Genomic DNA, 25,905 nt, shown 5'->3' on the forward strand with positions numbered 1-25,905 from the left:
ACGCATTTTTGATGTGTTAAAAAAAATACTTTTAACCCATAACAAAAAAACTTCATAAAGATATGGAATCAAAGATGTTCACTAAATTACTGATTTTCGGTGCGATGAACACCGCGGCCTTTATGTTTTCGCAGAGTACTGTAAATGACACAATATCAAGAGATAAAACAATTGATGAAGTGGTGATTACAGGGAACTCTAATCCTAAAGCATCCATCAAGACCAGTACGTCTATCTCTACATTAAAAATGAAAGATATAGAAAATGCAGCTCCAAGAACTACCGCAGAGATTTTCCGTACCATTCCGGGAATCCGTTCAGAATCTTCAGGTGGGGAAGGTAATTCTAACATTACCGTGAGAGGGGTTCCTGTTTCGGCCGGTGGTTCCAGATATTTGCTGATTCAGGAAGATGGTCTTCCGGTCATGCAGTTTGGTGACATTGCTTTCGGAACTCAGGACCAGTTTACAAGATTTGACTCGTTCGTTTCAAGAGTTGAGGCACTTAGAGGAGGTTCGGCTTCGGTATTTGCGAGCAACTCTCCGGCCGGAATTATCAACTTTATTACCAAGACCGGTGAGAAAGAAGGCGGAAGCATTACCCAGCAAATGGGACTTAATTACAAAAATTACAGAACCGATTTCGATTACGGAACCAAAATAGGCGATGATACTTATATGGCAGTGGGAGGTTTCTACAGGATAGGGGATGGCCCAAGAAAAACAGGATTTAATTCCAACAACGGCGGCCAGTTCAGACTGTCTTTTCTTAAGAAATTTGAAAAAGGAAGCTTCAGGATTTATGCAAAAGTTCTGGATGACAGAACTGCAGCTTATATGCCGATGCCTGTTGGCGTTAAAGGTACAGATGCTGACCCGAAATGGTCTTCACTGCCTAACTACAACATTCTTACTGGTGCGTTGCAGACCATCAATCTGCAGCACGATAGGACTTTGGGGAATGATGGTAATATTTTCAATACCGATGTTTCAGACGGGATGCATTCCCTTTCAAAAACCATCGGTGCCGAATTCAATTATGATTTGGGAGAAGGCTGGAAATTGGACGAAAAAATCAGATATGCTGCCAATGACGGACAGTTTGTGGCACCTTTCCCTGCAAGTGTGAGCAAGGGTAGCGATTTTTTCAATGCAACTAATTTCGCCAATTTCGGAAGCGCAGTCTATGCGGGAACCAACACGCCGGTTGATATGAATGCGAATTATATGAAAATTGCCCTTTTCAATGTAAAGCTGAACAACTTCAATAATTTTGTGAATGACTTTAACGTCAGTAAAAAATGGGATATTGTGAAGTTCAACGCAGGATTATACAAGGCATCCCAGAACATCAATATGTCCTGGATGTGGAACAACTACCTGAAGGAAGTGAGCGATAAAAATGCAAGATTAGTTGATGTTAAAAATACGTCAGGACAATACATTACTGATAATGGTTTGCTTAACTACGGAATGAAAGACTGGGGCAACCTGAAAAGAGACTACAACACCAAATATGATATTACCGCACCGCACGCTCAGGTGGAAATCAATGCAACAGACAAATTAACAATCGATGCGGGTGCAAGATATGACATTGGAAAAGTAACAGGCTATTTCTCAGGAGCTACAGTAACTTACACCAGCCGTGATATGAACGGAAACGGCGTGATTGACATTCCTGAACAGATGGTTGGTTCCAATGATAACATTAATGTTCCAGTAAATTACAGATACGGCATCTTCGGATATTCGGTAGGTGCCAACTATGCTCTGAGCAACAAAAATGCGGTTTTCGCAAGAGTAAGCCAGGGCGGAAGCGCATCTGCGGACAGAATCCTGTTTTCCGGTTACAATTATACTAATAATGACGACCCGGCTTTGGATGCTGTGAAAGTAAATAAGGTTAATCAGGTGGAAGCGGGATATAAATTAAGAGGTTCAGGCTATTTCCTTAATACCACTTTGTTCTATGCAGGAACCAAAGAAGCCAATTACGAAGCTACAACTCAGAGAAAAACGGATAACAAATACCAGTCTTTCGGGGTAGAATTAGATGGTTATTACAAAATTACGAAGGGATTAGATGTAAAGGCCGGTCTTACCTACACCCACGCAGAAATTAGAAATGCTATAGACCCTACTATCATCGGAAATATGCCGAGAAGAACACCGAAATTGATGTATTCAGTGAATCCTAACTTCAATGCGAACAAGTTCAATGTAGGATTCTACCTGATCGGCGCTACCAAAGCATTTACCCAGGATAACAACAAATTGTTAATGCCGGGTTACGCTATCGTAAATCCATATGTTTCTTATCAGGTGCTCAAAAACCTTTCCGTAAGTTTGAATGCTAATAATGTATTCAATACCATTGCGGTGACAGAGGCAGAAGAAGGTTCCATTGCCGGCGGAAACGGAATCGTGAGAGCAAGAACACTTCCGGGAGCCAGCTACAGCGTGAGTGTGAAATTTGATTTGTAGATAATTGATGACAGATCAGAATATGATATTTTTAAAAATATTTTATTTTGCTTATACTCAACTTAGTTTTATTAATATGAATTTATTTTGAATCGATAAGGTAATACAGAAAACATTTAAGCCAAATTTTGATAGATTTTGGCTTCATATAAAAGTAAAAATTAGATATGTTTAAACAAGAAGCCATAGATATTATCAGGAAAGCAATTACGGAAGAAGGAATTTTAGCATCGGCGCAGCAAAGGGACAACTATGCCCGCGTCTGGGCAAGAGATTCTATGATGACAGGCTATGCCGGTATTTTGGTCAATGATGAAGAGATTCTGGCGGGCTTGGAACAATCTATCCGCACGCTTGCCAAACATCAGGCGGACAACGGGCAGATTCCGTCCAATGTTGTGAGCGGAAAAGCAAGCTACGGAACACACGTTGGCAGAACAGACGCCACCACTTGGTGGATTATTGTAACCTGCGAATATTTGAAAATTTATCAAAAAGATGACCTAAAACAATCTTTCGAAGAAAAAATACTGAAAGCACTGTCCTGCCTCAAAACCTGGGAATACAATCAGAAAGATCTTTTGTACAGTCCGTTAGGCGGCAACTGGGCAGACGAATATGTAACTTCCGGATACACGCTCTACGATAATGTTTTGCGCTACTGGGCGGTGAAAAATGCAGCCGAGCTTTACCAGAACTCCGAGTTGGAAATTCAGGCAACACACATCCGGAATTTGATTCAGGAAAATTTTTATAAGAACGATTCATCAGAACCAAAATACCACGAAACAGCTTACGCCAAAACCGATGCAAAACCTTATTTCTGGGCATCGCTTAATGCCAATGGCTACGATGACCGATTTGACCTGGCAGGAAATGCTTTGGCGATTCTCCTGGATTTCGAATTGGATCTCGAAGCTTTTACCGGATTTTTGGAAGGTCTTCATACAGAATTCGAACACTGGATGCTTCCCGTATTCTATCCCGTGATTTATCCCGGCGATTACGATTGGAAACTCCTGGAAAACAATTACAGTTATAGCTTCAAAAACGAACCACACCATTTTCACAATGGCGGTTCCTGGCCTATATTTTTGGGATGGCTTTGTTTGGCACTTAATAGAAAAGGATTGGCAGAGATCCCTGGAAAAATACTTTCACAGTACGAACAGTTGATGCAGGAAAAGGGTTTTCATTTCAGGGAATATTATTCCACCGATAAACTCCTGCCTCTGGGAACCGAGCAATTATGCTTTTCGGCTTCAGGATATCTGATGATGACCCTGGAAAAACAGAATTAATACATTAAGAAAGAATAAAATGATTGGAGATATAATAGAACTTAAAGAGATTCATCTGGCAACAGGTAAAGAAATATTTGAAATACTGAATACAAAATTGCCATTAAAAAGTAAACACAAACTCACCATAGGAATTGCAGGAGAAAGCGGGAGCGGTAAATCTGTGACCGCTTTTGCACTTCAAAAGATTTTAAACGAAAATAACATCAAAAGTCTGGTGTGGCAGATGGATGATTATTTTAAACTTCCACCAAAGAGTAATCACGAAAATCGCCTGAAATCCATACAAAATGTAGGAATACAGGAAGTCGATTTGGCAAAGCTTTCCCAAAATATTTCCGAGTTTAAAAATGGGAAAACGGAAATAGAAAAACCTTTGGTACATTACAATGAGAATAGGATAGCCAGCGAAGAGACAGAGGTAGCAGATTACAAAGTTGTTATCGTGGAAGGCACCTACATTCTGGAAATTGATGATTTTGATTTTAAAATTTTCATCGACAGAAATTACAAAGATACCTATGAAAACAGGATGAGCAGAAACCGCGATGAAATGAGTGATTTTGTAGAACAGGTGCTGGAAATAGAACATCAGATTATTAAACAATTCAAAGCAAAAGCAGACCTCGTTCTTGGAAAGAATTACGAGCTCTTGCCGAAATAAATGATGTATTTAATAGTACTTTACCTTGTTGATTCTCACAAAGAAAAATAAATTATGACAACAAAGAAAATAATTCCGCATCTCAGTTTTTGGCAAATCTGGAATATGAATGTCGGCTTTTTCGGAATACAATACAGTTTTGGATTGCAGCAGACCGCGGTGAACCCGATATATACTTTTCTCGGAGCACACGCAGAGCAGCTTCCAATTCTAAATCTTGCCGGTCCTATTACAGGATTGCTGATTCAGCCATTAATTGGTGCCATCAGCGATAAAACCTGGAGTCCTAAATGGGGGCGCAGAAAACCGTTTTTTCTTTTGGGAGCCATTTTTTGCAGTATCTCTTTATTTTTGTTTCCTTTCAGTTCCGCTATTTGGATGGCAGTAGGATTACTTTGGATTCTGGATGCCGCCAATAATACGGCGATGGAACCTTACCGTGCTTTCATTGCAGACAAACTTCCGCACGAACAGCAGACTTTCGGATTTCAGATGCAGAGCTTGTTTGTTGGAGCCGGGATTACACTTGCTAACCTGTCATTGTTCATTTTCCAGAAATATCTCGGCGGCAATGCTTCCGGTGGTGGTATTCCTGTTTGGGTATATTATTCTTTTTTTCTGGGATCTTTCTGTTCTATAGCATCAGTGGTATGGTCGGTTTACAGAACACCTGAGATTCCTCCATCTGACGAAGAGCTTGAAGAACTCAGAAAGTTCAAGGAAGGAAGTACATTTTTTACACCATTCATAGAAATTTTTTCTGCAATACGGGATATGCCGAAATTACTCTGGCAGCTGGCTTTGGTCTATCTTTTCCAATGGTATGCGCTGTTCTGCTACTGGCAGTTCATCACGCCAATGCTCAAGCTGTCGCTATATGGAATTTCTGAAAGCGATGAGCAAAAGGCAGGCAAAATCATTGCACTGGCGAAGAGCGGAGTTTCTGTAGCAGAAAAAGATGTATCCTGGGCAAAAAACGTGCTTCACATAGTGGAAGTTGCTGTTGGACAAACCGGACTAATGAATGGCTCCTACAATATCGTAACGATGATTTCGGCCTTATTACTGGTGCCTTTTGCCAAAAAATTTACTTCCAAAAACACCTATATTTTCTGTCTTTGTATCACGGGATTTGGTATAATGACATTGCCATTCATCAAGAATGAGTATCTCATTCTGCTTCCGATGGTCGCGTTGGGAATAGGCTGGGCATCCATCATGGGACTGCCTTATTCGATGGTTTCTCCATCTATTCCATCGAAGAAGAGAGGAGTTTATATGGGCGTTATCAATATGATGATCGTAATACCGATGCTGTTACAGACTGTTTCTTTCGGATTCATTTACAAAACCTTTCTGAATGACAACCCTTCGTTGGTCATTGTTCTGACGGGATTTCTTTTCCTGATTGCTGGTGCGTGTGTGATGTTGATGAAGCCTGAAGAAAAAAAGTACGAATAGTAATTATGTAATCGAAGATCACTTAATTTTTAGATATCAAATTTACTTACTTAGAAATTATCGCAGATAGTTGGGTTTTTGAGAATTACAATTGTGTGGTATATAGTTAATAAGATAGCGATAATTATTTCCTATTTTTGTAAGTTAGTATGATAGCAATAATAAAGAAAATACCAGTAAATCTGTTGACAGAGCGCATTGTTGTTTTTCTGTGCTTATTTATTATTGCATTCTATACCCCGCAGACGCCGAATGATGTCGGAATCCTGAGAGAAGAGATCCTGGACAAGATGCAGTACGACAGTCAACAGCTGGAACCGCTGCTGAAGTATTATTCCAAAATTTCACCAGCCGACGCGCAGATTCTCCGCATTAAGTCATTATTAATCAAAGGCAATTACGAGGAAGCATTGAACAGTTTATCAGCATTAAAAAAAATTGCAACGAATGATAAAAAGTCTGAGATTTTCTTTCAATATCAATACTTGTACGCAGAACTTTGCCAGGCTTTAGGTCTAACCAGTGAGTTGAAAAACATAAGCAATGATGTTCAGAATTTTAAATTTTCAAAACAAATAATTTTTGCAGATCTGGCGATTGATAAAACCAGTTTTGAAGTATTTGCACCTTCCGAAAGAATTGCCATTCTGAAATCTGCCATTGAGAATTACAAAAAAGCAGGTAATAACAAGGCTTTGATTCAGAGCAGTATATGGCTTTCGGAATTATTGAACAAGAATAGTGCTAAATCGATACTTGCAAGAAATTATGCCCGTGGACTAACAAGCATCAATAAGTCTGGTATTTATTACGAGATTCTGGTTTTCAACTCTTTAGCTAAAATTGAATTGGAAAAGAGTAACCCAAAGGCTGCATTTGATTTACTCAAAAATTTCCAGAGTTCGGCTTCCGGTATTTCTAATATTGGACTGAAAGCAGATTTTTACAAAAATCTGGCAAAAGCTTCTGCAGGAATCAATGAATTCAATATGCTTGGTTCGGCGAATAATAATTATTTCAACATTATTCAAAACATCGAATCAAAAAAATCGGTTGCCAAAGCAATGTTGGTGAACCATATCAACAAGATGAATGAGGAAAAACTGGCAGCTCAGCAAAAGATGTTCCGGTATATCTATCTCGCAATTATTGTGATTTTCATCATCGCAATAATATTGATTTATTGGTCTGTAAAGTATAAGTCCAGGCTCGCAAAAAAAGTGCCTGCTAGTACAGAGGTCAAAAATTTCGTCATTTCAGATAAAACGGAAAAAAGGATTCTGAACAAGCTCGAAGAGTTTGAAAAAAATCAGAAATACATCCAGAAAACGGTGTCGCTCAAAACTCTGGCGCAACAGTTCGATACCAATCCGAAGTATTTGTCCGAGGTGGTTAACAAACATAAAAACTCTAATTTTAATACCTATATCAACAATCTCAGAATCGATTATATTGTTGATAAGATCAAAGAAAATCCAGAATACAGGAAATATAAGGTAAGTTATCTTGCAGACGAGTGCGGATTCTCGTCACACAGCCTTTTTACAACGATTTTTAAAAACAGGATGAACCTTTCGCCAACAGAATTTCTCCAAAAAATAAATGGATGAGAAAATTATTGAACATACTATTGATGCTTTTCGCCTTCGCAGTATTTGGACAAAAAACGGAGAACGATAAACAGTTGGACGAAGCCGCGAATCTTATTTTTACCGATCCAAAAAAATTGGTGAGCATTTCTACGAAAATACTCCTGGAAGCTAAGGATTATCCTACAAAAATTAGAGCACTTTCCAAGTTGGTCAATGCGCAGATGGTTCTGGGAGACATCAGTCAGGTCATTAGAAATTGCAATCAGGGCATTAAGATGGCCAAGGAAAATGATGATAAAATCAATCAGGTCCGTTTTCTCTCGATGCTCGGAAACCAGTATCAGCAAATCAATATGAATGCTGACGCCAAGAGAAATCTAGACGAGGCAGAGAATTTAATCAATATAATATCGTTGCCCAAAGACCTTCTATTTATTCAAGGCAATGTCTATAATGTGAAAGGTATTGTCTTCAAAAATGAGCTCAACTGTGAGTTTGCCATAAAATATTTTGACAAGGCACTGACCGTCTATGATCAGTTACCAGCTGAGGATGTGGTTGTTACAAACCGGCTTTTGATTGATATCCAGAAAGCTCACTGTTTGGAATCCATTGGGAAGACCCAAGATGCAGAAAAGCTCTACGCCGAAGTTCTGGACAGCAAAAAAGATGGATTAGGTTATAATAAATACTTTGCATCTGTGGGGCTGGTCGATATCTATTTAAAAAGAAAAGATTTGGATAGAGCTGGCCAATTACTGAAAACTATTGATGTCGATGATTTTGTTCAGTATGATGCAGAGCTTACATCTCTTTATTATCGACTGATGGCTCAGGATAGTTATTTAAGAAAAAATTACAAATTATATCTTTATTATTTTGATAAATATAATCAAGTATTATTGAAAATTTCAAAATTTCAGAATGAAACAATTGAAAGGCTTGTAATTAATGATAATGCAAATTTTATCCATAAAAATAATAAAAACGTAATATGGAATTTCATAACGATTTCGATTTTAGTCATCATTTTAACTCTTTTAACTTCGTTTTTCTACCATTTTTCAATGAAAAAAACTTTTAATTGATATTGTTTCTTTTTGAAATGTAAATAATTCATTCAGAATTATTTAGATGGTCTTTTGTACTGTCATATTCAAGTATTTTTCTCAAATGTGAAAGCTTTTCTCTATTTTTTTTACGCTCATATTGATAATTTAGAAATCTAAAATGATGAGATAAAATATCTTTTAATCAATTTAATTGATAGATAATTTTTCTGAATCATTTTTAGAAACCTTATTTATTTAAAGATAATTTATTGATATGAGAAAAATCAACTTTTTAGCAATTCTTTTAGGGGGACTTTTATCCGCCCAAACTACTTTTACTCTTATAAGGGACATTTATCCCGGCCTAAACAATTCGGCCCCCTCTAATTTTATGGTGTTTAATAATAAAATGTACTTTAGTGCCACCTATGGTCAGACAGGTTCTGCCACAGGAACTGAACTTTGGGAAACGGACGGAACAGAGGCTGGTACAAAGATAGTGGCGGATATCAATCCTGGTGCACCTTCGTCATCGCCGACCAATCTTTATACCTTCGGAAACAAACTTTATTTTACAGCCGCTCTACCTGTGAATGGAGTCAGTAGTTCTGGTGTCCTGATGTCCTACGACAGCGTTGAAGGTCTTAAAACAGTTTCCACAACTGCTAAGTTTGCAACCACTTTTCTAACCAGCAACAATAAGCTTTATTTCAAGGCGACCAACAGCACAATGTCACCTAATACGCAGCGTCTTTATACTTTGGATGATAGTTTACAGCCTGTGATGGTCGATGATAATGTGACCGTGATGTTCCTCGGAAATGTGGGACAGCAGATTATCGCCAATGGCCAGTACAAAACGGCTACAAACCCAAGTTGGTATCAGCTTTTTAGTTTGAACGGAAATACGCTGGATATTTTAAAAACCATTAATTCTGCAGCTACTGCTTATCCTCAGAACTTTTATTACAGTCCCGCATTAGGAAAATCGTTTTTCTCTGCAAACGGAGGTAACGGTCCGGAACTGTGGATGTCAGACGGAACTGCGGACGGAACTGTTCAGGTCAAAGATATCAATACCACTACGGCCACGGCAGGCTCCAGTGCCACAAACTTTACAGAGTACAATGGGAAAGTTTATTTTACTGCATCAGATGGGGCAACCAGCGGCAGCGAACTGTGGGTGACAGATGGCACCGAGCAGGGAACCAAAATGGTGAAGGACATAGTGCCTGGTTCCACAAGTTCATTTCCTGATAAACTGACGGTTTTCAAAAATAAACTATATTTCCTTCTGAACAACACTGGCAATTTGAGACAACTTTGGGAATCAGACGGCACGGAAGAAGGCACCAAAGTGCTTTCAACACTTCCTGCGGCATTTGGACTAGCTGTGTATAATGACAATCTTTATGCTTCTGCCAGGGTAGATGCTGCAGACCAGATCGGTGTGGAACTTTACAAGGTCAATCTTCCTAATGAAACCCTTGCTGTAACGACTGCTTCATCATCAAAGCTTAACGTGTATCCTAATCCTTCTAAAGGCGAAATTAAGATCAGCAATGTCAATTCCGGTTCGTTTGAGTTATTCGATACGACTGGTCGCCTCATCAAAGCTGGAAAATTTGATAATAATAGTAAAATCAATCTGAATTCAAAAGCAGGAAACTACATTCTGAAGGTTACTTCTGATGATAAGAAGATGAACGCGTCGACCAAAGTTATTGTTCAATAATCAAAAAACATCATTATGAAAAAAATAGTATTTACCCTTTTTATAGCCAATGCGTTAAGCGCACAAAGCATTACTTTATTAAAAGATATCAATCCCGGTGCAAATCCATCTACTCCGGCAGAATTTTTCAATTACGGCGACAAGCTGTACTTTAATGCCAGCAATCCAACTTATGGTAATGAACTCTGGTCCACAGACGGTACCCCGGAAGGTACAAATCTCGCTTTTGATATAAACCCAGGTACTGCCAGTTCTTTACCGATTTCTTTAATGAATTACAATAATAAACTGCATTTTCTAACAGTGATTGGTACGACAGGTCTTTATTCCTATGATAATAGCGAAGGTGCGCATCTTGTAAGCTCCGGACTTTCTACTGCCGCAAATCTTTTGCAGAGCAATGGAAAGATCTTTTACAGATTAAATAATAAACTATGGTACTTTTCTGATAACGCTACACACGATATCAGTACACCCATTGTCATTACCGGACAGATGGGCGCTGTCAACGGTAAAATTGTAATGGCCGCATCTCCAGCAGCAGGCGTTAACAATGCCCAGATATATATGTATGATGGCACATCGGTTTCTCTTCTTAAAACCATTAATCCTAATACAACTTCCAATCCTCAGAATTTCTTTTACAGCAGCCAATTAAATACTGTATTCTTTTCAGCAGGTTCTAGTACATCAGGATTTGAACTCTGGAAAACAGACGGAACAACGGAAGGCACTGTAGAGGTGAAAAATATTAATCCGGGCACCTCAAACTCTTTCCCTGGGAACTTCAAACAAGTTGGTGATAAGGTTTTCTTCAGTGCCAATAATGGATCCAACGGTACGGAACTTTGGATAACAGATGGCACAGGGGAAGGAACGAAACTGGTTAAAGATATCAACCCTGGTTCTGCGGCATCCAATCCCAGCAGTCTGACCGAACTGAACGGTAAGCTCTACTTTCTGGCAAATGATGGTTCCGGCGAAGCAAGGCTTTGGGAGAGTGATGGAACAGCGGATGGAACTAAGCTTACTTTGGAACTTAAACCAGGATACACCAATTTTGTTCTTGGGAAGATGGAAGCATATAACGGGGCTCTTTATCTGTCAGCGAAACTTAACGTGGCTAACGGACAGGAACTTTACAAGATAGAGTTTCCAACTCTTGCAGTCTCCGGCATTAACAAAAAAAGCGAAATGGTTTATCCTAATCCTACCACTGGCGATATTTTCTTCAGCGGAAAAGAATATGTGAGCTATGACCTCTATGACCTGAACGGGCGTCTTCTGGATCAGAATGTTAAAATCAACGGTAACAAAACGCATTTATCAGTTCCTAATGGAAACTACATCCTGGTAGGTAAAACCAATGAAGGAACTGTTAACACCACTAAATTAATTGTAAAATGAAAAAAACTCTAGCAACTATAGGATTGATGCTCATTAGTGCCAGTTTCACGACAGCAAACGCACAGAACATCAATTTCGCAGACGAAAATTTCCTCGAGTATATTCTGCTCTATACCGGTATTGATACCAATAATGACGGCGAGATACAGATGACAGAAGCTGAGGCTTATACCGGAGGATTTACTCTTACCGGAAATATCAAAGACGTTCCGGAGGTTAAATACTTCAAAAACCTGACTTCACTTGTTATCAATGGTTCCAAAGTGGCCGTTGTAGATGTGACGACTAACAAAGAAATCAATCAAGTGCGGATCAACAATTCTCTCCTCACCAAACTGAACCTCTCACAAAATTCCAAACTCTTGGCAGTAGACATTAGCAAATCATCTTACTTGAAAGAATTGACCTTCGGATCGCATCCTCAATTGTCATTTATCAGCCTTATGTTCAATGCGATCGAAGCATTGAATGTTACAGGATGTCCAATGCTGACCAATTTTTACTTTGCGTCCAACAATGTCTCCAGTATTGATGTAACCAAGAACCCAAGACTTGCGGAACTAAACACAGCAGCCAATCAAATCTCGACGCTTGATGTGACGAAAAATACGCGTCTTACCTACCTCAACGTAGGCCTTAACAAACTTCAGCAGATTGATGTATCGAACAATCCTTTGCTGGATACTTTTATGATTCAGGCCAATCCTATCACATCTATTGACATCAGCAAGCAACTTTACTTAAGGCAATTTATAATGGATGGTACGCAAATACCCGTAGTCAACTTGACCGGTCATTCTATGCTGCAATATTTTTATGCTAATTATTCGCAGCTGACCGAGGTGGATGCATCTACAAACGGCGATCTGATCTATGTTAATGCGATTGAAAATCAGAAGATGAAATTCATCAACGTGAAAAACGGGAACAATAAAAACGCCATCGGTTTTTTTGCACATACCAGCCCGAATCTAAAGTGTATACAAGTGGATGATGTAGCGTACAGCTCCAGTCAGACGCTTTGGCAAATAGATTCGACAGCAGTTTTTGCAACGGATTGCAGTGCCATTATGGGCAGTCAGGAAGTAGCAAGCGCATCGAAACCATCTTTTTATCCTAATCCTACATCGGGCTATCTTTTCCTGAAAAACAAGGTCAAAGATGCAACGGTATTTAATATGGCAGGGCAAAAAGTGGCGAGCTATCAAAATGCCACGATGATTGACATCAGCCATCTTCCAATCGGTAATTACATCATCAATATTACCGATGCAACAGGCAAAATATCATCACAGAAAATCATTAAAAATTAATTTTGGTCTAATGAAACTAAATCATAAACATACATTTAAAATTACGATAGCGGCAGTCGCCCTGTTTGCGGGCACCGTGATGCAGGCTCAGAACAGCGACAAGGCTATCATAGAACAATATCTGGCAACAGGTAAAACGACTTTTAGCCAGACCTTTGACATCATTCATTCCGAGGCTAAAAAAGATTCTGACGGTAAAGTTGTAAATATACAGCAGACTTATAGAGGTATTCCTGTTTACGGTGCCATTTCGTCTGTGTTGATGCGAGGCAACACGGTGAAATATATGTCTGACAAATTTATTTCCGTATCGGATAATATTACTGCTGCCAAGCCTTCTGTGGATGTTCCCAAAGACTTCTCGGTCATTTTATCATCAGCTAATCTGAAAGGAGACAAAGGCGATTATACCTTCGAGGGACGAAAAAATAATTCGGTATTATCTAAATTAGTTTATTTTCCAACAGAGAAAGGACAACTGCAATTGGCTTATGCTGTCAATTTCTATGAAAAAGGAACCAACAATTACTGGGACATCATTGTAGATGCAGTAACAGGTGCTATTATTGAGAAAACCAATCTCACAGTATCTTGCCAGTTTCACGACCATTCTTTTTCTTCTGAACATCAGTTGGATAGTATTCATTATAATTCTGAAAAGCCAACAGACCAACAAACTGGAGAACACAAGTCTGTACTTGTAGATAATGCCTCTTACCGTGTGTATGCATTTCCAATCGAATCACCTAATTTCGGTCAGCGCACGCTGGAAACCAGCCCGTGGTTTCTGGATGCTTCTCCACTAGGTTGGCAAAATGACGGTGACGAAATTTATAACATCACGAGAGGAAATAATGCCTACGCCTACGTAGACCTCAATGGTTCCAATGCATTTGGACCTAGTGCCGATGGAGGGGTACAGAAACTTTTTGATTTTCCACTAGATTTGAATCAGCCAGTAACTACCTATACCAATGCTTCTATTACCAATCTTTTCTACGCGTCCAACAAGATGCACGACATATTCTACAAATTTGGATTTGATGAAGCGGGGCGTAACTTTCAGTCAAATAATTTTGGAAAGGGCGAACCTTACACCGATTTCGATCCTGTTCTATCAGAGGCCAGAGACGGCTCTTCTCTTAATAATGCAAACTTTGCAACACCTCCGGACGGCTTTTCTCCAAGAATGCAGATGTACCTTTGGAGGTATGGCTATTTGCTGAGCTACAATGCACCAAGTGATTTGGTGAACAGAAAACCTGCTGCAGGCTATAATGCTGACTTTGGAGGTGCCTTTCCAATAAACTCACCATTAACCGGCGATGTTGCCATAGCTACACCTGCAGACGCTTGTACGAACTTGGACAATACCAATCTGAACGGAAAAATTGCACTTATCCAGAGAGGAACCTGCAACTTTGATGTCAAATTCAAAAAAGCACAGGACAAAGGAGCGAAAGGTGTTATCATATATAATCCTACTCCGGGTCAAACGATCATCAATATGAGTGGTACTGATACCACTGTAACAATCCCCGGAATCTTAATTGACAATGAGGAAGGAGAAATCATCAAAAGCAAAATAGACCAGAACATTAATGTAAATGTCAACCTGAAATACAATACTTTCGATGTAGATGGAAGTCTCGATAACGGTGTTATAGCACACGAATATACGCACGGCATCTCTACAAGAAGTACAGGTAACGGCTACAGCTGTCTCAATGCCGCTTATGCCAATGAGCAGATGGGAGAGGGCTGGTCCGACTTTATGGCACTAATGGTCACCGGAAAAGCTGATGCCACAGCTGCGCTGCCAAGGTCTACAGGAAGTTTCGTGGCGAATCAAGGAGCCGACGGTCCAGGAATCCGACCTGCTAAGTATTCTCCTGATTTTGCCATCAATGATTATACCTATGGAGATACAAACGGGAAATACATAGACACGGGCGGCGGTGCCCTTGCCGTAGATGTTCACGGTGTGGGTTTTATCTGGGCAACGATGCTGTGGGACCTTCATTGGAAATTTGCTGATAAGTATGGTTATTCTAATGACATCGCAAACAATCCAAACTCAGGAAGCGGAAAAGTGGTTCAACTGGTAATGGAAGCAATGAAAATACAAGGTTGCTATCCGAATTTCGTAACTGGCCGAGATGCAATCATAGCAGCGGATGCTGACCTGAACAACGGTCAAAACAAATGTATGATCTGGAGCGCATTTGCCAAACGTGGTCTTGGGGCTAATGCCAGCGCCGGCGCTACAAGAGGAGCGTTGCCTAATGCGATCTCTGACCAGATAGAAGATTTTTCTGTGCCGGCAGAGTGCTCTTTGGGGACTTTTGAAATTACAGTCAATAAGAAAATTTCTATCTATCCAAATCCGGCCAGCAAGGAAGTTTTTATTAAAACCAATGGCGTACAGATTTCTGGAAAAATCAAGGTTTCTATCTATGATATGTCCGGGAAAAAGGTGGATGAACAGTCGGTTAACGCCGATGAACCGGTTCTGACCTCTGCACTTCCTAAAGGTACATACATCCTGACCGGCACTGGCATTGGTGTGACATTCAGCAGTAAGCTGATTATTAATAAATAAAAGTTATTCCTCAGAAATTATTAGTATGTAAAATCAATACGACTGTAGTTTACAATCAGGAGAAGAGAAGCTGTCTCATTTGAGAGACAGTTTTTTTTGTGGAATAATACAACTTTAAATTAGGTTTGTAATTTTAAAGATTTTCTGATCTTTATTTCTCATAACGGAACTTCTAAAAAGGAAGTTTGCTACAAAATTTCTGTAATGGGAGAGCTCAGAGTATGTAGCCTATTTTCGGATTGTAAGAATTTTATCAAAAGTTCAGTATGAAAATAGATTACCTAAGAATCGACCGTAGATCAAATTATAGAACTTCATAGAGACTCACAACAAGTCTGGCTGCGAAAAAAGCAATGAAGATGTTTTACTCTGCGCGATACGTGGAAGACCTGGACTAAAAAATAGCAAAAAGTCTCGAAAGATCTATGGCAACTCTCTATTGCTATATTCCCGCTTTAGGAAAAGGATATTAGGTTAGGAAAGATATTTTAGGATACTTGATAATTTCTAAACAAAAGATATTATATAGTACTATTATTTAAAAAATTGGATCTCGCCTCACTAAACTCATTGATATTATCGGCAATCCAAAACCAAAGAGGTGTTACCTGTACTAATAAACCTCTGCCTAAAGTCGTGAGTTCATATTCAACTCTCGGTGGCACTTCGGGATAAATATTTCTCGACACCAATCCGTCCCTTTCTAATTCGCGAAGGCATTTTGTCAACATTTTTTGACTGATGCCGTTAATATGATTCTGTAGATTTGAAAAACGCATTTTGCCATCTATTCCCAGAGCGTGTATGACAAAAAGTGACCATTTGTTACCAACGTGATTCAATACATCTCGTTTAAGTTCATCCTGATCTTTATTCAAAACTTTACAAATGTCGTCCCAAGCTTTTACGATCTCTTCATCTGACATCAATCTTTCCATATTCTCTTATGTTTAAATAAAATATTTTGCTTAAAGATAAATGATTCTGATGAGAAAATTGAGAATAATGAGAATTTTAGAGACTATTATTATTTGAAAATTATTTGAAATTAATGTGGCTATCAATCAAAATACTAACATATAGGTAACTAGCTGACATCATTGTACCTTATTGTTTTACAGGTTTTAACGGTTTAAATTTGTAGAAGAAAAAGGAAGTGAATTGATCAGCAATGAACGAATTTCAATTCCAATACTTAATTTTTTTACAATGAAAAATACATCAATTTTAATTTTGGGCGCGGGCGAATTAGGAATGCCGGTCATCAGAAATATAGCAAAAAAGGCTAAAAGCTACCATAACGTTACAGTCACCGTACTGCTTAGAGAAGCAACGATCAATTCCGAAGAACCTGATAAGAAAAAGAATATTGACGAGATCAAGGCACTCGATGTTCAATTGCTTTCAGGAGACTTGTCTGCACCTTCGTCTGAATTAGTTTCAATATTCAAAAACTTCGATGCCATTATTTCCTGTACAGGCTATGGAAGTGGCGCCGGAGGTTTTCAGCTAAAATTGGCTAATGCTGTTTTAAAGGCAGGTGTTGAAAGGTATTTTCCATGGCAGTTTGGAGTTGACTTTGAAATCATCGGAAGAGGCAGTGCACAAGATCTTTTTGATGAACAACTTGATGTACGTGAACTTCTTCGTGCGCAGAACAAGACAAAATGGGTGATCATATCGACCGGGATGTTTACAAGTTATCTGTTTGAACCATTCTTTGGCGTATTGGACCTGGAGAGAAAAGTGGTCAATGCGATCGGGGGCTGGGATACCGCTGTTACCGTAACCACACCCGAAGATATCGGAATGCTAACAGCTGAAATATTTTTTGCAGAGCCACTTATTGAAGATACGATCGTTTACATTGGTGGAGACACCCTGACCTATGGACAGTTAGGAGATATTGCAGAATCATTATCCGGACAGAAGTACGAGCGCATACTTTCTGATGTCAATGAATTACAGAATGACCTTCAAAATGATCCCACTAATTTCGTTAAAAAATACCGCTCAATTTTCGGTGCAGGGCGTGGAGTATCCTGGGATTTTGACAAGACATTTAATTTCAAAAATGGGATTGAGACAACCTCTGCAAAACAATGGGCAGAAAAAAATATCGACTGGGAATCTTATAATAGTTAAGAACTAATAATCATTCTTAATGAATCGTTATGGCCGGTAAATCTGTTGGAATAGAGAAGTTTGAAATTGATATGACGTCATTGCAAAACTGCGTAACCATATTGAACGGCAAGTGGAGGCTTCGCATTCTCTATTCTTTATTATGTCATCGTCAAAGAAATTTCTCGAGTATAGAAAGAGATGTCAGTGGGATATCCGCCAGAATGCTGAGCAAGGAGCTGAAAGAACTGGAAACTAACCAGCTTATTACCAGGAGAATTTTAGATTCGCGGAATGTTGCTGTACAATATGAACTGACAGATTACGGAAGTACTTTAAAAAAAGTAATCATCGCACTCATAGACTGGGGTAAAATAAAAAATAGAATCAAATAATAAATGAAAATAACATTTTACGGCCACGCTTCATTGGGAATTGAAGTGGGAGGAAAACATATCATTGTCGATCCTTTTATAACAGGGAATCCGCTAGCCGCTAAAATCGATATCACAAAACTCAAAGCAGATTATATATTTTTGACGCACGCTCATTTTGATCATGTTTTGGATGTTGAGGCCATTGCTAAAAATACAGATGCCGTGATCGTTTCAAATGCTGAGATCACAACCTATTATGAGAAAAGAGGATTCAGATATCATTTTATGAATCACGGCGGAAGCTGGAACTTTGATTTTGGTAAAGTAAAATACGTCAATGCAAGCCATTCCAGCAGTTTTGCGGACGGTACCCACGGTGGAAATCCAGGTGGGTTTGTCATCGATACCGAAGATGGAAATATGCGGGAGATACCGCTCTCACCTATGATATGAAATTGATTCCGGTGCGTACAAGATTGGACCTGGCAATTTTACCCATGGGTAGTAATTTTACAATGGATGTTGAAGATGCAGTAATAGCCTCCGACTTCTTAGAATGTGATAGGGTTTTGGGTTATCATTTTGATACCAATCCTTTTATAGAGATAGATCATGAAGAATCAAAACGAATATTTTCCAAAAAAGGCAAGGAATTGCTGCTCTTAGATATTGGAGAGTCAATGGAGTTGTCGGTTGAGATTTAAATTTCTTATCAATAGAAACAAAACATTTTAAATGCGCAATCTTTTGATCCTAATAAACCACCCGATTTTCAATTAGCATAAAGTGGAATCAAAAATCATATTTAAATTGCATAATATGAGTTAGTTATTTTGAGTATACTTTTGGTGATCTCGTTTAAGATACTCCATATTATTATCAATTTATTTACTTCCGGAAATCCAATTGTTAAAGCATTGCTATCAATTGCTCCAAGCAGATTATACTTTCTACACCTAGACATCTAAACCATGCGTTAGATGTTCAAGAAATTGCAAAAAAATGCAGGTGTCGTTTTATTGTTTCAAATGAGGAACTTACAACCTACGCTGAGAAAAAAGGTTTTAAATCACGGTTTATGAATCATGTCTTAAGCTGGAAGTATTTGCCCTAGGAAAAAATATGGATAAAGTTCAAGATTCAATTTTATACCTTACCTTTTTTACAAGGCCGTGTTTAATTTAAAAGACAATTTTTAAAAATATAAAAACATCAGTTAGATTACTGGTAAAAAAAATGTATCCGGATGATTTCTTATCCAGAACCTTTGTTTTAAACATTTTAAGAACAACTAAAAAGGGGCTTAGCCCAAAAAAGATGAGAACAACAAGCATAAAGTGGCTATGGGGATTTTTACCATTTGTCATGGCATTATCAGGTTGCAGCAATGATCCAAAGCCACCTGCCAAGAAAACGCACAGCATCACGCAAAATAATGGATGGCAGTCACAATACGATCACATCGACCCAAAAGATCTACCTGACAATGCTATCGAGCTTATCAGTGAGCAATGGATGGTGGTTACGGCAGGTAAAGAAAATGCATTTAACAGCATGGTGATCAGCTGGGGAGGACTGGGTTATATATGGGAGAAACCAGTTGTTTTTACTTTCATAAACAGCAGCAGATATACTTATCAGTTTTTACAACAGGAGAGTGGCTACACATTGGCTGTCTTCCCTGAAAAATACCGAGGAGCAATGCGCATCTTAGGTGGTAAATCGGGAAAGTCTAACGACAAAGTGAAAGAAGCAGGCCTTACACCTATAGAGACACCTTCCGGACTAATTTCCTATAGGGAAGCAAGGATGATTATTGAATGTAAAAATATAATGATACAGGATTTAGACTATAATAAGACTGTTCCGTCCTATAAAATTGCCGATATGTACAAAAATGCACCTATGTCCCATCACAATATGTTTATATCTGAAATAACAAATATATGGCTAAAGAAATAATCAACGATTCAACCTGGGGCAATACTTTACGCAAGTACAGCCGTAATCTACATGGTCACTTATCCTTCTTTTTTTCGGGAGTGCTTTTCATTTACGTTGTTTCCGGGATCGCAATGAACCACCAAAACATTTTTAACCCCCAGTATGACGTTTCCGTCCAACAGTACAGAGCTGAAGGACAATTTCCGCACAGTGCAAATTTTACCAAAGATGAAATCGTAAACCTGCTGAAACCTGTGTCCGAAGACCAACATTACAAAAAACATTTTTATCCCAACTCCCAAACACTTAAAGTGTTCCTTTCTACCGGTTCCTCCTTTACCGTTAATACCGTAAACGGGCAGGTGGAATATCAGGGGATAAAAAGGCGGCCTTTTTTCTTCCAACTATCTTTTCTGCACTATAATCCAGGTACATACTGGAAGTATTTTTCCGATGCATTTGCCATCAGTATCATCATCGTCATCATCACTGGGTTGATTATGAACAAAGGCGACCGCGGTTTCTTTGGTATCCGGGGTATTGAATTCGTTATCGGCATTATCATTCCACTGTTGTTTTTGATTTTTTGATGAGAATACGGATAGATAATAAAATTGTAAAATAAAATGATCAAAACAGTTATGGCTGTTATATACATCGATAACATTGCAACTATTTCCCTAGAACGGTGGCTTGCTATCCCTATTTCGCTATTACATATAGGAGGCCCCATTGACAAAACTGGGCCTATCATATCCCTCATTGCGGCGTTGGGACTTTTAATCTATATCTTGTTAGGTGTTATTTTAAGGCAACCATATATTTGAATGTACCCAATCAAATATCTAAAATCTAGGTTTCTAAATTCAATATAACTGGTTATATTTAGCAGTACAATAATGTTTTCAATAAAAGATATTGGGTGGTACAGTTAAGTATATTAGTACCAAAAAGAATTCTTAAATATAATGTCTGCATTATATCTAGTTATTGCAACAAGTTATCAATCGCTGCGTAATGTTTACTTTAATTTACCAAATATTGTTGTTTAAAATAGAATTTACTAGATCGATCGAATGGACAAAGTCATTCTGCTAACAATATTTTTTATCAATATTTGCTTTGGCCCATCAAGTATAGATATTGTCATATTGATCAAGATGTACTTTTAAATGAACAAGGGAATTAAGATCGCTGAGAATATTCCTTATAAGATCTGAAATCAACACTAAAAATTGTGCCTTCACCTGGTACAGATTTCAGTGAGATCTGTCCCTTGTGGACCTCAATAATTCTCGATACTATAGATAATCCGATACCATTTCCTTTTTGATGATCTTTATTGTTCACTCTGTAGAACAGATCAAAGATCTTCGACTGGTCTTCTATAGAGATACCAATACCCTGGTCAATAAAATCAATTCGAAGATCTCCATTCTGCATTATAATTTCTACCGAGCAATATTTATCTGGAGAATACTTGCAGGCATTCTCCATTAGATTTAAAAATGCAATTTGTAATAAATATGGATTACCGAAAAAATCATAATTATTCTCTTCCGTATCTGCCCATCCATCCATGTAATTGATCCCGACCCTGTAATCCGAATTTTTCTGTATTAATGCTATTTTCGCATCAGCTAGAACTTCGTCCAGGCGAAGATCTGTAAAGCTGATCTGTGAGACATCATAACTTGCCCTGGCAAAATCCAATAAAGCCGAAGAAAGTTGTGAGGCCTGTTGGGCATCCTGCAAAGCATTGTCAATAGAATTCTTATAATCTTCCAGGGTTACATTCAATTCTTTTGCAAGTTCAAGTTCTGTTATCAGTATGGACAATGGCGTTCGGAATTCGTGGGAAATCGTTGTGATAAACTGTTTATGGTTATTAAACGATCTCTCCAACCTGCTAAATGTTGAGTTGAACGTTTCCGTCAGTTCATAGATCTCGTCTTTTGCCTTCGGGACAACCAACCTTTTATTCAGATTATGCTCAGAAATATCGCGGATCTGGAGAATGATATCTTTCAAAGGTTTCAAAGTATAATATGAAAATATAAAACCAACGATGAAAATGATCACGATCGAAATGAAATAGATGATAATGATATCATACTTAAACTCGTCGATATGGGCTTTTCCTGTTATATCCACTGCACTTCCTATGATGTAATAATTCTCTCCGTTAAACTCATATCTAATGGCCATATACTGGCGCTCCCTTCTTACCCAGGCTATTCTTTCCTTTTTACTTCTGATAAGTCGATCCAGATATTGCTGATTTTTTGAAGAAGGCCTGATGTCTGTAAACAGAAGCTTTTTATTACTGTCGTATACGGTGATGTCCGCTTCGTTCAGTATCTTCTTGTTTCGCTCGTGAAGTTCCCGGATCTTGGAATTGTTGATCTTTGCATCGAATATGAATTCCGATCTCCAGGTGATCTTATATCCCAAACGGTCATTGAACTCATCTTCCCTGTTTTTCTCTGAAACGAAATACAGGACATACGCAAAAATGAAAAGGATCCCGGCGGTCAGTAAAGCATAGCTTAGTGCGGTTCTGGTGGCAATTTTCATATTATAATTGATCTGTAAATATGAAACCCACTCCAGGTTTTGTGTGGATCAGTTTTTCATTAAAATCTTTATCGATCTTCTTTCGGAGATAGGCAATATAAACATCGATATAATTGGTTCCCGTATCAAAATGATTTCCCCATACATTCTCTGCAATATCGTCCCGGGTCAGGATCCTTTCGGTATTACTCATCAGAAAAACCAGGAGCTTGAATTCTTTTGGGGTAAGGCTGATCTCTATTTCGTTACGGAAGACACGGTTGGTATTCCTATCGACTTTAAGATCTTTATATTCAAGATGACCAGAATTTCCGTTTTTTTCCGATGAGGTCGATTTCCTTAATAAAACCGCTTTAATCCTTGCGTAGAGCTCTCTGATCTCAAATGGCTTTACCATATAATCGTCGGCTCCCGCATCAAAACCCTCGATCTTTTCATCAATTGTTCCAAGTGCCGTCAACATGATAATGGGGAGATCAGGATCTTTCTGTTTGATGATCTTGCTCAATTCGATACCATTCATATTGGGAAGCATAATGTCTGTGATCACAAGCTCAAACATGATCTTATCAACCATAACCAATGCATCTTCCGCATCTTCCGAAATATAGACCTGATAACCCTGGCTCTCCAGACCTCTCTTCAAAAGTGCAAAAACACGGGCATTATCTTCGATAATTAAAATCTTCATAAGAAAATTGTTTCCGGATAATATCAGATAATCGTCATCAATGGACTAATGGTCGATCACCTATTTTAAATTCTGTACAAAGGTATCTCATATTTTTATTTTAAAGGTCTTTTAATGGATTTCTAAAGATCTTCTAATAGTTTTCTAACGATGTTCCTCGATCTGCGAACCTAATTTTGTGCCGTTGAAATCAACAAAACGGACGATATATTATGAACAAAAAATCTTTTAAGGCCGGACTGGCAATACTTACCATCATTGGACTGTCAGCTAAAATGGAGGCTCAGAAAAAAAATGACTTTAATAATCCGGAGCTTACCCATTATCTGAATGACGAACACACCCGCTACCTTTCTTTCAGCGGCTATGCAGAACTTTGGGCAAGATATACGCAACTGAATCCGGGAAGCCTTATCAATGACCAGGCAAAATCCGATGTTTCCGATCTCTCGCTAAGAAGAGTAAGAATAAAGATGACCTACAAACCAACAGAAAAACTGATGTTCGTTCTACAGACCGGAACTACCAACGTGAATATGAATGCGAAAGCCAGTAATTATATCGATCTTCTGGATGCCTATGCAGAATATGCCTTTAATGATAAAATCGCTGTGGGAGCGGGGCGGTCTACCTGGAGGGGGCTTTCAAGATTCACGACAGGCCCTTTGAATACTTTATTATACGATCTGCCAGCTTATGCCACATCCAATGCCGGAGCGACAGATTACACCGTGAGAGAGTTGAGTGTCTATGCTAAAGGTCAATTGGGAAGATTTGACTACCGATTGGTTGTTGCGGATCCTTATACAATGGCCACGGCGGAACCAAAGCTAAATGTTGCCACTTTCAGTAAAAATTCTCCGGGTAAAGACTTTTCAGGCTATTTCAGATATGCGTTTTTGGATAAGGAAAATATCACGACGCCATTCAACTCCGGGACCTATGGTGGTAAAAAGAATGTCCTGAGTCTGGGGGCAGGTTTTGATTATATCCATAATGCCACTTGGCACAAAGACCTCAACAATAATGTCCAGAATGATGATATGCAGAACTATGCGGTCGACCTGTTCTACGATGCTCCGTTCAATAAAGACAAAGGAACTTCCATTAGCGCTTATGGAATGGCGATGTACAATGATTATGGGCCTAACTATGTCCGGTACGTCGGAACCAATAATCCCGCGACCTCAGTAAATGCCTCACAAGCCAGCCTCAATGGAGCAGGGAACGCAATGCCGGTAATAGGAACGGGAAATACTTATTATGTACAAGTTGGCGGAACGCTTCCTTACTTCAATAAAGATAAAAAGAATCTGCAACTACAACCTGCTGTGGGAATTCAATTGTCAGATCTGAAGGGACTTCAGGACAATGCGATCGTCTATGATGCCGGAATCTCATTACTGATGAACGGAATGTCTTCCCGCCTGACCTTTGATGCTCAGAACAGACCAATTTTTACAGGTGATGCGCTTAATAAAGGTGTTGTTTCCGACAGACAATGGCAATTTGTTTTGAAGTACAGAATCGATTTCAATTAAAAAATATAAAATGGAAAGAAGAAAATTCTTAATGCGATCGCTTCAGGCTTCTGCCCTGATGTTGATCTCGGGAAGTATGTTTGCCTCGGTCTTCCCAAATCTTAACCCTTTAAAACCTAAAAAAGTGTACGCCCACAATTTATTATTTTGGCTAAAAAAAGACCTTTCTGACAGAGAAGTGAAAGATTTCGAAAACTTCTTCGAAGGTCTTAAAAAATTGCCTTACCAAAAAAACCTGCGATACGGAAAACCGGCAGGTTCAAGTCCGAGAAATGTCTTGGACAGCACCTATACTTATAATGCCTCAATGGAATTTGAAACATTGGAAGCACTTGAAGCTTACGGAAAACTCCCTGAACATCTTGCCTTGGTCCAAAAATATAAACCAATGTTCGAAAAAATGCTGGTTTACGATACCGTTTACAATTAAACCTAAATTAATATAATTTTTACAATGAAAAACATCATCAAAGGTATTAGCTTTGCCCTGGCCTTAAGCACATTTGGAATAATGAATGCACAAAACAAAGAGAACAAGAACCTTAGCATCAAGGTAAACAAAGAAGAATCGAAGGATTATATCCCTGCTGTAAGGTTGATCAATAATCCTGATGGCTCCTGCACTTTCGAGAAAGGCAGGATCCCAACGCTGAAACATCTCAATACGACCACATTTTGGATGAGCAACAAGACCGAAGATTGGGAAAAGAATGCCCATCCCGCTCCCAGAAGACAATACGTCATCACCCTGAAAGGAAACATCAGATTTAAAGTGACCGATGGGTCAACCTTCATAATAAAACCTGGAACCGTCCTGTTGGCCGAAGACCTTAAAGGAAAGGGACACAGTTGGGATATGGTGAAGAGCAAATCCTGGGAAAGGCTGTATATTCCGTTAGATGAAAATGCCGATGATAATTTCATCAAGAATGATTAATGTAATTTTTAGATACCCAAACGCCTCTTCAATTAAAGAGGCGTTTGGGTTGGAAACATGATATTAAGATAAGATTAAAATTAGGGAACATGTGCTGTACG

General features: G+C 38.8%; 20 protein-coding genes and 1 pseudogene. 18 read left to right on the forward strand and 3 right to left on the reverse strand.

The features are described from left to right. The first annotated feature begins 62 nt into the window (after nt 1-62). From AC59HC_RS05665 to AC59HC_RS05710, 10 genes are all read left to right on the forward strand, one after another. Nucleotides 63-2,486, forward strand: a complete 2,424-nt coding sequence (locus AC59HC_RS05665; protein ID WP_496558151.1) for a TonB-dependent receptor — start codon at nt 63-65, stop codon at nt 2,484-2,486. A gap of 167 nt (nt 2,487-2,653) precedes the next feature. After that, nucleotides 2,654-3,787: a glycoside hydrolase 100 family protein gene (locus tag AC59HC_RS05670; protein ID WP_120214049.1), complete on the forward strand. Its 1,134-nt coding sequence runs from the start codon at nt 2,654-2,656 to the stop codon at nt 3,785-3,787. A 19-nt stretch (nt 3,788-3,806) separates the two neighbouring features. Beyond that, nucleotides 3,807-4,451 carry a uridine kinase family protein gene (locus AC59HC_RS05675; RefSeq protein ID WP_496558152.1) on the forward strand — a complete coding sequence of 215 codons (645 nt, stop codon included), beginning with the start codon at nt 3,807-3,809 and terminating at the stop codon, nt 4,449-4,451. A gap of 54 nt (nt 4,452-4,505) precedes the next feature. Further along, nucleotides 4,506-5,912, forward strand: a complete 1,407-nt coding sequence (locus tag AC59HC_RS05680; RefSeq protein WP_120214051.1) for an MFS transporter — start codon at nt 4,506-4,508, stop codon at nt 5,910-5,912. 149 nt (nt 5,913-6,061) lie between these two features. Then, a complete protein-coding gene (locus tag AC59HC_RS05685) occupies nt 6,062-7,522 on the forward strand; it encodes a helix-turn-helix domain-containing protein (RefSeq protein ID WP_496558153.1) in 1,461 nt (486 codons plus the stop codon). Next, entirely contained in the window at nt 7,519-8,592 is a 1,074-nt protein-coding gene (locus tag AC59HC_RS05690; protein ID WP_496558154.1) for a hypothetical protein, read from the forward strand. Before AC59HC_RS05685 ends, AC59HC_RS05690 begins: the two co-directional genes overlap by 4 nt. Before the next feature lie 373 nt (nt 8,593-8,965). Then, nucleotides 8,966-10,291 (forward strand): ELWxxDGT repeat protein, encoded by a 1,326-nt coding sequence (locus tag AC59HC_RS05695; protein ID WP_496558155.1) that lies wholly within the window; start codon nt 8,966-8,968, stop codon nt 10,289-10,291. Between the two features lie 15 nt (nt 10,292-10,306). After that, nucleotides 10,307-11,698, forward strand: coding sequence for an ELWxxDGT repeat protein (locus tag AC59HC_RS05700; RefSeq protein ID WP_496558156.1), 1,392 nt, complete (start codon nt 10,307-10,309; stop codon nt 11,696-11,698). Beyond that, a complete protein-coding gene (locus AC59HC_RS05705; protein ID WP_496558157.1) occupies nt 11,695-13,011 on the forward strand; it encodes a T9SS type A sorting domain-containing protein in 1,317 nt (438 codons plus the stop codon). Before AC59HC_RS05700 ends, AC59HC_RS05705 begins: the two co-directional genes overlap by 4 nt. 10 nt (nt 13,012-13,021) lie before the next feature. Next, nucleotides 13,022-15,613 carry a T9SS-dependent M36 family metallopeptidase gene (locus AC59HC_RS05710; RefSeq protein WP_496558158.1) on the forward strand — a complete coding sequence of 864 codons (2,592 nt, stop codon included), beginning with the start codon at nt 13,022-13,024 and terminating at the stop codon, nt 15,611-15,613. Between the two features lie 521 nt (nt 15,614-16,134). On the opposite strand, the gene AC59HC_RS05715 is transcribed toward AC59HC_RS05710, so the two are convergent. After that, nucleotides 16,135-16,551: a winged helix-turn-helix transcriptional regulator gene (locus AC59HC_RS05715; RefSeq protein ID WP_496558159.1), complete on the reverse strand. Its 417-nt coding sequence runs from the start codon at nt 16,549-16,551 to the stop codon at nt 16,135-16,137. 271 nt (nt 16,552-16,822) lie between these two features. Here AC59HC_RS05715 and AC59HC_RS05720 point away from each other — a divergent pair, with 271 nt between their 5' ends. The 5 genes and pseudogenes from AC59HC_RS05720 to AC59HC_RS05740 all read left to right on the forward strand — a co-directional run bounded on the left by AC59HC_RS05720 (nt 16,823) and on the right by AC59HC_RS05740 (nt 20,648). After that, complete coding sequence (locus tag AC59HC_RS05720; RefSeq protein WP_496558160.1) at nt 16,823-17,758, forward strand: aromatic alcohol reductase; 936 nt, start codon at nt 16,823-16,825, stop codon at nt 17,756-17,758. A gap of 29 nt (nt 17,759-17,787) precedes the next feature. Beyond that, entirely contained in the window at nt 17,788-18,132 is a 345-nt protein-coding gene (locus AC59HC_RS05725; RefSeq protein WP_496558161.1) for a winged helix-turn-helix transcriptional regulator, read from the forward strand. A 3-nt stretch (nt 18,133-18,135) separates the two neighbouring features. Further along, a pseudogene (locus tag AC59HC_RS05730) lies at nt 18,136-18,818 on the forward strand (metal-dependent hydrolase). A 661-nt stretch (nt 18,819-19,479) separates the two neighbouring features. Then, complete coding sequence (locus AC59HC_RS05735) at nt 19,480-20,076, forward strand: flavin reductase (protein ID WP_496558162.1); 597 nt, start codon at nt 19,480-19,482, stop codon at nt 20,074-20,076. Beyond that, a complete protein-coding gene (locus tag AC59HC_RS05740; RefSeq protein ID WP_496558163.1) occupies nt 20,061-20,648 on the forward strand; it encodes a PepSY-associated TM helix domain-containing protein in 588 nt (195 codons plus the stop codon). The genes AC59HC_RS05735 and AC59HC_RS05740 overlap by 16 nt, the downstream gene beginning before the upstream one ends. Nucleotides 20,649-21,243: 595 nt before the next feature. On the opposite strand, the gene AC59HC_RS05745 is transcribed toward AC59HC_RS05740, so the two are convergent. Together AC59HC_RS05745 and AC59HC_RS05750 are read right to left on the reverse strand one after the other, a co-directional pair. After that, nucleotides 21,244-22,635 (reverse strand): HAMP domain-containing sensor histidine kinase, encoded by a 1,392-nt coding sequence (locus AC59HC_RS05745; protein ID WP_496558164.1) that lies wholly within the window; start codon nt 22,633-22,635, stop codon nt 21,244-21,246. A 1-nt stretch (nt 22,636) separates the two neighbouring features. Then, nucleotides 22,637-23,326, reverse strand: coding sequence for a response regulator transcription factor (locus AC59HC_RS05750; protein WP_496558165.1), 690 nt, complete (start codon nt 23,324-23,326; stop codon nt 22,637-22,639). Nucleotides 23,327-23,538: 212 nt separating this feature from the next. Here AC59HC_RS05750 and AC59HC_RS05755 point away from each other — a divergent pair, with 212 nt between their 5' ends. The 3 genes from AC59HC_RS05755 to AC59HC_RS05765 are packed head-to-tail and all read left to right on the forward strand — an operon-like array spanning nt 23,539 to nt 25,804. Further along, nucleotides 23,539-24,867, forward strand: a complete 1,329-nt coding sequence (locus AC59HC_RS05755) for a hypothetical protein (protein ID WP_496558166.1) — start codon at nt 23,539-23,541, stop codon at nt 24,865-24,867. A gap of 10 nt (nt 24,868-24,877) precedes the next feature. Then, entirely contained in the window at nt 24,878-25,297 is a 420-nt protein-coding gene (locus tag AC59HC_RS05760) for a Dabb family protein (protein ID WP_496558167.1), read from the forward strand. A 24-nt stretch (nt 25,298-25,321) separates the two neighbouring features. Continuing rightward, entirely contained in the window at nt 25,322-25,804 is a 483-nt protein-coding gene (locus tag AC59HC_RS05765; RefSeq protein ID WP_496558168.1) for a cupin domain-containing protein, read from the forward strand. Nucleotides 25,805-25,905 lie beyond the last annotated feature (101 nt).

It is taken from the genome of Chryseobacterium sp. DZ-32 (genome assembly GCF_059587025.1).

Coding starts and splice junctions, on each gene's coding strand:
- AC59HC_RS05665 (WP_496558151.1), top strand. CDS start 63: ATGGAATCAAAGATGTTCACTAAATTACTGATTTTCGGTGCGATGAAC.
- AC59HC_RS05670 (WP_120214049.1), top strand. CDS start 2,654: ATGTTTAAACAAGAAGCCATAGATATTATCAGGAAAGCAATTACGGAA.
- AC59HC_RS05675 (WP_496558152.1), top strand. CDS start 3,807: ATGATTGGAGATATAATAGAACTTAAAGAGATTCATCTGGCAACAGGT.
- AC59HC_RS05680 (WP_120214051.1), top strand. CDS start 4,506: ATGACAACAAAGAAAATAATTCCGCATCTCAGTTTTTGGCAAATCTGG.
- AC59HC_RS05685 (WP_496558153.1), top strand. CDS start 6,062: ATGATAGCAATAATAAAGAAAATACCAGTAAATCTGTTGACAGAGCGC.
- AC59HC_RS05690 (WP_496558154.1), top strand. CDS start 7,519: ATGAGAAAATTATTGAACATACTATTGATGCTTTTCGCCTTCGCAGTA.
- AC59HC_RS05695 (WP_496558155.1), top strand. CDS start 8,966: ATGTACTTTAGTGCCACCTATGGTCAGACAGGTTCTGCCACAGGAACT.
- AC59HC_RS05700 (WP_496558156.1), top strand. CDS start 10,307: ATGAAAAAAATAGTATTTACCCTTTTTATAGCCAATGCGTTAAGCGCA.
- AC59HC_RS05705 (WP_496558157.1), top strand. CDS start 11,695: ATGAAAAAAACTCTAGCAACTATAGGATTGATGCTCATTAGTGCCAGT.
- AC59HC_RS05710 (WP_496558158.1), top strand. CDS start 13,022: ATGAAACTAAATCATAAACATACATTTAAAATTACGATAGCGGCAGTC.
- AC59HC_RS05715 (WP_496558159.1), bottom strand. CDS start 16,551: ATGGAAAGATTGATGTCAGATGAAGAGATCGTAAAAGCTTGGGACGAC.
- AC59HC_RS05720 (WP_496558160.1), top strand. CDS start 16,823: ATGAAAAATACATCAATTTTAATTTTGGGCGCGGGCGAATTAGGAATG.
- AC59HC_RS05725 (WP_496558161.1), top strand. CDS start 17,788: ATGGCCGGTAAATCTGTTGGAATAGAGAAGTTTGAAATTGATATGACG.
- AC59HC_RS05735 (WP_496558162.1), top strand. CDS start 19,480: ATGGCATTATCAGGTTGCAGCAATGATCCAAAGCCACCTGCCAAGAAA.
- AC59HC_RS05740 (WP_496558163.1), top strand. CDS start 20,061: ATGGCTAAAGAAATAATCAACGATTCAACCTGGGGCAATACTTTACGC.
- AC59HC_RS05745 (WP_496558164.1), bottom strand. CDS start 22,635: ATGAAAATTGCCACCAGAACCGCACTAAGCTATGCTTTACTGACCGCC.
- AC59HC_RS05750 (WP_496558165.1), bottom strand. CDS start 23,326: ATGAAGATTTTAATTATCGAAGATAATGCCCGTGTTTTTGCACTTTTG.
- AC59HC_RS05755 (WP_496558166.1), top strand. CDS start 23,539: ATGAACAAAAAATCTTTTAAGGCCGGACTGGCAATACTTACCATCATT.
- AC59HC_RS05760 (WP_496558167.1), top strand. CDS start 24,878: ATGGAAAGAAGAAAATTCTTAATGCGATCGCTTCAGGCTTCTGCCCTG.
- AC59HC_RS05765 (WP_496558168.1), top strand. CDS start 25,322: ATGAAAAACATCATCAAAGGTATTAGCTTTGCCCTGGCCTTAAGCACA.